Origin of the sequence: Pelomonas sp. KK5, from assembly GCF_001984095.1 — a bacterium.
Taxonomy (GTDB): domain Bacteria; phylum Pseudomonadota; class Gammaproteobacteria; order Burkholderiales; family Burkholderiaceae_C; genus KK5.
Genome location: NZ_LYVQ01000282.1, coordinates 1 through 7329 on the forward strand (window position 1 = coordinate 1; position 7329 = coordinate 7329).

Annotated in this window: 7 protein-coding genes and 1 pseudogene; 2 read left to right on the forward strand and 6 right to left on the reverse strand. The window is 69.0% G+C overall.

The genetic code is table 11. From position 1 onward, the window contains the following. The 5 genes and pseudogenes from B0W88_RS28000 to alr form a co-directional block, all read right to left on the reverse strand. A pseudogene (locus B0W88_RS28000) lies at positions 1-217 on the reverse strand (metal ABC transporter substrate-binding protein); the annotation flags it as partial. After that, the gene (locus tag B0W88_RS28005; protein ID WP_077037844.1) at positions 214-1254 is read right to left on the reverse strand and encodes a formylglycine-generating enzyme family protein; all 1041 of its coding nucleotides are present in this window, start codon (positions 1252-1254) and stop codon (positions 214-216) included. The gene B0W88_RS28005 and the pseudogene B0W88_RS28000, both read right to left, overlap by 4 nt. Before the next feature lie 174 nt (positions 1255-1428). After that, positions 1429-3360, reverse strand: coding sequence for an arylsulfatase (locus B0W88_RS28010; RefSeq protein ID WP_077037845.1), 1932 nt, complete (start codon positions 3358-3360; stop codon positions 1429-1431). Positions 3361-3455: 95 nt separating this feature from the next. Continuing rightward, positions 3456-3860, reverse strand: coding sequence for an alternative ribosome rescue aminoacyl-tRNA hydrolase ArfB (gene arfB / locus B0W88_RS28015; RefSeq protein ID WP_077037846.1), 405 nt, complete (start codon positions 3858-3860; stop codon positions 3456-3458). 9 nt (positions 3861-3869) lie between these two features. Then, the gene (gene alr / locus B0W88_RS28020; protein WP_077037847.1) at positions 3870-4979 is read right to left on the reverse strand and encodes an alanine racemase; all 1110 of its coding nucleotides are present in this window, start codon (positions 4977-4979) and stop codon (positions 3870-3872) included. Between the two features lie 140 nt (positions 4980-5119). Here alr and lplT point away from each other — a divergent pair, with 140 nt between their 5' ends. Beyond that, positions 5120-6403 (forward strand): lysophospholipid transporter LplT, encoded by a 1284-nt coding sequence (gene lplT / locus B0W88_RS28025; protein ID WP_077037848.1) that lies wholly within the window; start codon positions 5120-5122, stop codon positions 6401-6403. Here lplT and B0W88_RS28030 read toward each other — a convergent pair. Then, positions 6400-6840: a MarR family winged helix-turn-helix transcriptional regulator gene (locus B0W88_RS28030; protein WP_077037849.1), complete on the reverse strand. Its 441-nt coding sequence runs from the start codon at positions 6838-6840 to the stop codon at positions 6400-6402. The two genes, lplT and B0W88_RS28030, sit on opposite strands and share 4 nt — an antisense overlap. Before the next feature lie 53 nt (positions 6841-6893). Between B0W88_RS28030 and B0W88_RS28035 the strand changes: the two genes are divergently transcribed. Next, on the forward strand, positions 6894-7329 hold a 436-nt coding region (locus tag B0W88_RS28035; protein WP_144007015.1), incomplete at its 3' end, for a chloride channel protein.

Sequence of the window (7329 nt, forward strand, 5' to 3'; positions counted from 1 at the left end):
CGAAACCGCCGGCGGCCAGCGTGGCGTTGACGGTGCCCGGCGCGCTGACGCTGAGGATGGGCGTTAGCGCCAGCCCCTGCGCGGCGGCCAGCCGGGCGACGAGATCCATCACCTCGGCCTGCGGACCGGGCGCGACGGCGATGCGCCGCGGCTCGCTTGCGGCCGCGCGAGCCAGCAGCGGGATCGCCGCCGAGGCCAGCAGGACGCGGCGCTTCATGAGCCCTGCTCCCTGAGCACGGTGCGGAAACCGATGTGGGCGGTCGCCAGGTCGGCCTCCTGCGACTCCCGCGCGGAGGCCCGGTAGCGCACGCAGAAATCCGGCGAGCACAGGTAGGAGCCGCCCTTGATGACCATGGCGCGATCGGGTCTGTAGTTCCCCGGTGCGGTCTGCGCCGCGGCCACCGCGGTGTCGCCGTTCATGTGGGGCTGGTGCGGGCCCGAGTAGCCGTCTTTCGTCCACTCCCAGACGTTGCCGATCATGTCGTGCAGGCCGAAGCCGTTGGCCGCGTAGCAGCCCACCGGCGCCAGGCCGGCGTGGCCGTCCTCCTTGGCATCGAAGGCGGGGAAGGCGCCCTGCCAGTAGTTGGCCGTCGGCTTGCCATCGGCACCGCGCGGCGCGGTATCCAGCTCCGGCCCGTCGCGGCCCGCCTTGCCGGCGTATTCCCATTCCTGCTCGGTCGGCAGGTCGCGGCCGAGCCAATGCGCGTAGGCCAGCGCATCGGCCTCGGTGACGAAGGTGACGGGCAGGTGCTGCGTGCCCTTGCCGTCGATGGTGCTGCCCGGCCCGCCGGGATGGCGCCAGTCGGCGCCCTTGACGAAGGTCCACCAGGCATAGGGCCGGGTGCCGAGTTCCTGCTCGGTGGGCTGGTGGAAGACGACGGCGCCACCCTGGCGCTCGGCCTCGGTGATGTAGCCGGTGGCCTTCACGAAGGCAGCGAACTGGGCGATGGTGACCTCGGTCTGGTCCATCCAGAAGGCGGCCACCTTCAGCGGCGCGGCGCTGCCGGGGCGTTCGTCCGGATAGCCCTTGCTGCTGCCGAAATGGAAGCTGCCGGCCGGCACGCGGACCATGCCCGCGTGCGCATCGCCGCCCCAGTTCGGCGGCAGGCCGGCGTAGGCCTCGCAGCGGGCTTCGGCCCCCAGCGAGGGCAGGGCGCTGCCGCGCGCGAAGGCGCCGCTGAAGCTCGCCGTCAGCGCCGCTGCGGTGCCCGCCGCGGCCAGCATTGCCACGGCGACTCTCAGTCGAACGCTCATCTCAGTTGCTCCATCGTGCTGTGCGCCACCCGCGACGAATGAAACGCGACACGGCCAGCATCAAGGCCCGGCACGGGCCGCCCCGCGCGACACCCGACGATCCGGCTCCGCCGGGCGTACGGGTGTGCCCCCTTGAGGGGGCCGGCGAAGCCGGTAGGGGGTGGGAGTTTCACTTCAGTAATAGCCTTGCGGACGCAGCGGCTCCACCCCGCCGACGCTGCCCATATAGCTGTTCCACTGGTCCGTCAGCGTCTTCAGCTGCGCGGCATTGCTGGCCGAGACGTCGGTGTTCTCGCCGCGGTCCTTCGTCAGGTCGTAGAGCTGCCAGTGGCCGTCCAGCGGGCCCACCGGCGGCTCGGTCCACAGCGCCTTCCACTTGCCGTCGGCGCTGGTGATCTGGGCGCGGCCGTAGCTCTCCTCGCCGAAGGCCGCGGTGCGGACCGTGTCGGTCTTGTTGCCCAGCAGCACCTGCAGCAGCGTCTTGCCGGTGACCGGGTAGACATAGCGGTTGTCGTAGACCACCTTGCCCTTGTTCTGGTCGACGCCGGTGGTGCTGTTGATCAGCGCCGGGGCTGGCGTGGTGGGCAGCGTGGCCTGGGCGACGTCGAGGAAGGTGGCGGTCAGGTCGGTGATGTGGGTGAACTGCGTGTACTGCGCCTCGCTCTTGGTCTGCCCCGGCAGGTGCACGATCAGCGGCGTGCCGAAGCCGCCCTCGCCGAAGTGGCCCTTGCTCTGGCGGAAGGGCGTGGCGCTGACCTCGGCCCAGCGCAGGCCGTACTGCAGGCGCTTGGCGGACTGCAGGCCGTTGTCGGTGCCCAGCGTGGCGTAGACCGCGTCGGCGGCGTTGGCCTCGTCGGTGGCGCGCGGGTCGGTCGTCGCCGAGGCGATCGGCCAGCCCTCGGCGCCGTTGTCCGACTGGAACACGATCAGCGTGTTGTCGTACTCGCCGATGTCCTTCAGGTGCTGGATCAGCAGGCCGATGTTGTAGTCGAGGTTCTCGACCATGCCGGCGTAGATCTCCATGTAGCGCGCCTGGGCCTTCTTCTCCAGCGCGGTGAGGCTCGCCCACTTCTTGTTGACGCGGCCGGCGCCGTAGTCCGAGTAGCCGTCGGCCACCGTGTGCACGGCACTGATGTACTTGGCCGAGGCGGTGCCGTTGTTGGTGGTGGCCGGCGTCGAGGCGGTGGCGTCGGGCTCGCCTTCGAAGGCATTGAAGTCCTGCGGGATGAGGCCGAGCTGCTTCTGCTTGGCGATGCGCGCGGCGCGGATCGCTTCATAGCCGCCGTCGTACTTGCCCTTGTACTTGCTGAGCCAGGGCTCGGGCACCTGCAGCGGCCAATGCGGCGAGGTGTAGGCCGCGTAAGCGAGGAAGGGCTTGCCGTCGCCCTTGTTCTTGTCGATGTAGCTGATCAGGCGCTGCGTATAGAAATCGGTCGAGTAGAAGACGGCCGGGCTGCCGCCGGTGCCGCCGGGTTGGCCCGGCTGGCCCGGCTGCGCGTAGGCGCCGTTCTCGGTGTAGTTCCTGGAGCCGGCGGTCTCGTGCGCGAAGTGGTTGCTGGCGGCGCCGCCCAGCAGCGCATAGCTCTGCTCGAAGCCCCACTGGTCGGGTGTCTGGCCGGAGCTGCCGAGCGCCACGCCGGTGGCCGGGATGTTGGAGCCCAGGTGCCACTTGCCGGCCATGTAGGTGTGGTAGCCGGCGTCCTTCAGCAGTTGGGCCAGCGACAGCGACCGGTCGTTCAGGTAGCCCTCGTAGCCGGGCAGGCCGCGGCGCTCGTCGCTGGGCGCGCCCATCGTGCCCTCGCCGACCAGGTGGTGGTCGGTGCCGGAGATCAGCATCGAGCGGGTGATCGCGCAGACGGTGCCGGTGTGGTGGTTGGTCAGCAGCCGGCCGGCGGCGGCCAGCGCGTCGAGGTTGGGCGTGGAGATCTCGCCGCCGAAGGCGCCGATGTCCGAGTAGCCGAGGTCGTCGGCCATGATGAAGAGGATGTTCGGGCGCTTGGCCAGGGCGGTGGGCCTGGCGGCGGGCTTGTCGTCGTCGCTGTTGTTGCAGGCCTGCAGCAGCAGGCCGGCGGCAAGGAGGGCGGCGACGGTTCTCGTTGTTTTCATGAAGGCGGGAGCGGTTGATGAGAAGAAAGCCTGTCGAGGCTATCCACCGCGGTGCCGATCACGAACTGAGAAATTCGAGTTTGCTTATTCGGGGGTCAGGTCTTGACCTTGCCGCGCCCGGCCTTGATGTCGGAGCGCACGCTCTTGGCCTCGAGCCGCCGCTGCTTGGAACCCCAGGTCGGCTTGGTCGCTCGCCGCGCCTTCGGCACATGCGCCACCGACTGCACCAGCGCCACCAGCCGCGCCACCGCCTCCGCGCGGTTCATCGGCTGGCTGCGGTGCTCCTGTGCCTTGATGACGACATAGCCGTCGTTGCTGATCCGCTGGTCGTTCAGCGCCAGCAGCCGCTCCTTGATGGCGGCCGGCAGCGTGCTCGACTCGATGTGGAAGCGCAGATGCGCCGCACTGGAGACCTTGTTGACGTTCTGGCCGCCGGCCCCTTGTGCGCGGACGAAGCTGAAGTCCAGCTCCCATTCCGCAGGCTGCCAGTCGAGCAGCATCGTGAAGACCTAACTCAGATGCTCGACGGACACCGGCACCCGCCGCGCCAGCGCGCACATCAGCTCGTAGCCGATCGTCCCGGCGGCGCGGGCCACCTCGTCGATCGGCAGCACCGAGCCGTGCGGGCCATTGCCCCATAGCGTCACCTCGCTGCCGAAGCCGGCGTTCGGCAAGGCATCCAGATCCACCGCCAGCATGTCCATCGACACGCGGCCGACGGTGGTCGTCCGCACGCCGTCGACCAGGATCGGCGAGCCGTGCGGCACATGGCGCGGGTAGCCGTCCGCATAGCCGCAGGCGACGATGCCGATGCGCTTGGGGCCTTGCGCGGTGAAGCTGCTGCCGTAGCCGACCGTGTCGCCGGCCTGCAGGTCCTGCGTGCCGATGATCTTCGAGCGCAGCGTCATCGCCGGCTTCAGGTCCCAGTAGGCCGCGTCGTGCTCGGGGAAGTCCGGCACGCCGCCGTAGCTCATGATGCCGCAGCGCACCCAGTCGCCGCCGACGCGGGCCGTGTGGCGCAGCGTGGCCGCGCTGTTGGCCAGGCTGCGCTCGCCGGGCAGGTCGCCGGCCACGGCCTGGAAGGCGGCGAGCTGGTGGGCGATGCCGTCGGCGCCGAGGCGCTCGCTGTCGGCGTCGGAGAAGTGGGTCATCAGCGAGATCTCGTCCACCTGGGGCAGCGCGTTCAGCCGCGCCCAGGCGGCGCGGAAGGCTTGGGGGCTGAAGCCCAGGCGGTTCATGCCGCTGTTGAGCTTCAGGAACACGCGGTGCGGCTCGTGGGTCTTGTGCATGGCCAGCCAGTCCACCTGCTCCTCGCAGTGGACCGCGTGCCATAACTTCAATCTCGAGCAGAGCTCGAGGTCGCGCTGCTCGAAGCAGCCTTCCAGCAGCAGCACCGGGCCGCGCCAGCCGAGCGCGCGCACGCGCTGGGCCTCGTCCAGGTCGATCATCGCCAGGCCGTCGGCGCTGCGCACGCCGTCGAAGGCGTTCTCGATGCCATGGCCGTAGGCATTGGCCTTGATGACGGCCCAGACCTTGGCGTCGGGCGCATGACGCCGTGCAACTGCAAGGTTATGTGCCAATGCAGGCTGGTGAATGATGGCTTCGATCGGACGTGGCATAGGCCCGGATTGTGGCACTGCAGCAATGTTGATCGGCTCCGGACACCCGATGGCTACATGCTATAAACCGGCCGCAGAGCCTGTTAGGACCGCCTCTTCAAGGCGTCGGGGCGCCATATTTTGCAGTTCTGATCGGGTTCATGAAAAAAGGCTTCTCCACCATCATGTCAGCGCAGTTCTTCAGCTCGCTGGCTGATCAGGCATTGCTGGTCGGGGCCATCGAGCTGCTGAAGACCACGCATGCGCCGCCCTGGCAGATCCCCGCGCTGGGCGCCAGCTTCACCCTGTTCTACGTGATCCTCGCGCCCTTCGTCGGCGCCTTTGCCGACGCGGTGCCCAAGGGCAAGGTCATGTTCTATTCGAACCTGATCAAGATCGTCGGCTGCCTGATGATGCTGTTCGGCGCGCACCCGCTGCTGTCCTATGCCATCGTCGGCCTCGGCGCCGCGGCCTACTCGCCGGCCAAGTACGGCATCCTCACCGAGCTGCTGCCGCCTTCGCAGCTGGTCAAGGCCAACGGCTGGATCGAGGGCCTGACGATCGCCTCGATCATCCTGGGCATCCTGCTGGGCGGCCAGCTCGTGGGCCCGCGCATCGCGCCGATCCTGCTGGGCTTCGACTTCCCGCTGATCGATACCGGCGTGGACACCGCGCCGCAGGCGGCCATTGCCTCGCTGGTGGCCCTTTACATCGTCGCCGCGATCTTCAACCTCTACATCCCGCGCACCGACACTCCGCTGCAGCCGCTGGCCCACGGCCCGGCGGCGATGGTGCGCGACTTCGCCTCCTGCAACTCGCGGCTGTGGAACGACAAGCTGGGCCAGATCTCGCTGGCCACGACGACGCTGTTCTGGGGCGCCTCGGGCAATCTGCGCATCGTCGTGTTCGCCTGGGCCGCCGCGGCGCTGGGCTACAGCACCACGCAGGCCTCGCAGCTGGGCGGCGTGGTGGTGCTGGGCACCGCCATCGGCGCGGTGGCGGCCTCGATGACGATGCGCCTGGACAAGGCCACCAAGGTGATCCCGATGGGTATCGCGATGGGCGTGCTGATGATCGGGCTGAACTGGATCAGCAACGTCTACATCGCCGCGCCCTTCCTGGTGCTGCTGGGCTTCGTCGGCGGCTTCCTGGTGGTGCCGATGAACGCGCTGCTGCAGCACCGCGGCCACAACCTGATGGGCGCCGGCCGCTCGATCGCGGTGCAGAACTTCAACGAGCAGGCCTGCATCCTGGGCCTGTCCGCGCTGTACACGCTGATGACCCGCGCGGGCCTGTCGGCGTTCGTCGCCATCTTCATCTTCGGCGCCATCGTCGGCGGCACGATGTGGGTGATCCGGCGCTGGCACATGCGCAACTGCGTGGAGCACAAGACCGAAGTCGACCGCCTGCTGGCGCTGGCCGGCAGCGACGAGGTCCAGCATTAACTCCGTTCGTTGAAGGCCGTGATGTTCGCCACCGCGAACACGCCCGACAGCGACTGCAGCTCGCTGCGATGCAGGGCCGCCAGCCGCTGCAGCGCCGCCTCTCCCGCCTCGCTGAGCCGCACGAACACCTGACGCCGATCCTGCGCGTTAGGCTCGCGCCACACGAGGCCCGCCGCCTCGCAGCGCGACACCAGCGTCACGACGCCGTGCTGCTGCACCTGCAGCCGCTCGGCCAGCTCGCCGATGCTGGCCCACTCCCGCCCCGGATAGCCCTTGATGTGCAGCAGCAGCTGGTACTGCTGCGGCGTCAGCCCCTCGGCCTGCGCGGCCTCCTCGCTGAAGCGCAGGAAGCGGCGCAGCTGGTGGCGAAACTCGGACAGCGATTCGAAGTCGGCCTTGGCGAGCGGCTTGTCGGGGCGGGGCTTGCTGGTGCTCATGGGCGGGCATTGTCGGCGGCATCGAATACATCACATCGTGATGTAATGAGGCTATGCCGCTCGAAATCCAGACCACCCGTGACTACGCCGTCGACCGCCGGCTGCTGCTGCTCAGCGCCGTTGCCGTGCCGATCGGCCTGGCCGGCACGGCCGCCGCCTGGCTGCTGCTGACGCTGATCCATGCCTTCACCAACCTGTTCTTCTTCCAGACGCTGTCGCTGGCCGACCACTCGCCGGCCGCGCACACGCTGGGCGCCTGGGTGATCGCGGTGCCGGTGCTGGGTGGCCTGATCGTCGGGCTGATCGCGCGCTTCGGCTCCGAGAAGATCCGCGGCCACGGCATCCCCGAGGCGATCGAGGCGATCCTGTTCGGCCAGAGCCGCATGTCGGCCAAGCTGGCGTTGCTCAAGCCGCTGTCCTCGGGCCTGGTGATCGGCTCGGGCGGGCCCTTCGGCGCCGAGGGGCCGATCATCATGACCGGCGGTGCGG

What these genes read in the sequence shown, in the direction of transcription:
- arfB (WP_077037846.1), bottom strand. Translation starts at nt 3,860, where the DNA reads ATGCTGCTCGACTGGCAGCCTGCGGAATGGGAGCTGGACTTCAGCTTC.
- B0W88_RS28010 (WP_077037845.1), bottom strand. Translation starts at nt 3,360, where the DNA reads ATGAAAACAACGAGAACCGTCGCCGCCCTCCTTGCCGCCGGCCTGCTG.
- lplT (WP_077037848.1), top strand. Translation starts at nt 5,120, where the DNA reads ATGAAAAAAGGCTTCTCCACCATCATGTCAGCGCAGTTCTTCAGCTCG.
- B0W88_RS28030 (WP_077037849.1), bottom strand. Translation starts at nt 6,840, where the DNA reads ATGAGCACCAGCAAGCCCCGCCCCGACAAGCCGCTCGCCAAGGCCGAC.
- alr (WP_077037847.1), bottom strand. Translation starts at nt 4,979, where the DNA reads ATGCCACGTCCGATCGAAGCCATCATTCACCAGCCTGCATTGGCACAT.
- B0W88_RS28005 (WP_077037844.1), bottom strand. Translation starts at nt 1,254, where the DNA reads ATGAGCGTTCGACTGAGAGTCGCCGTGGCAATGCTGGCCGCGGCGGGC.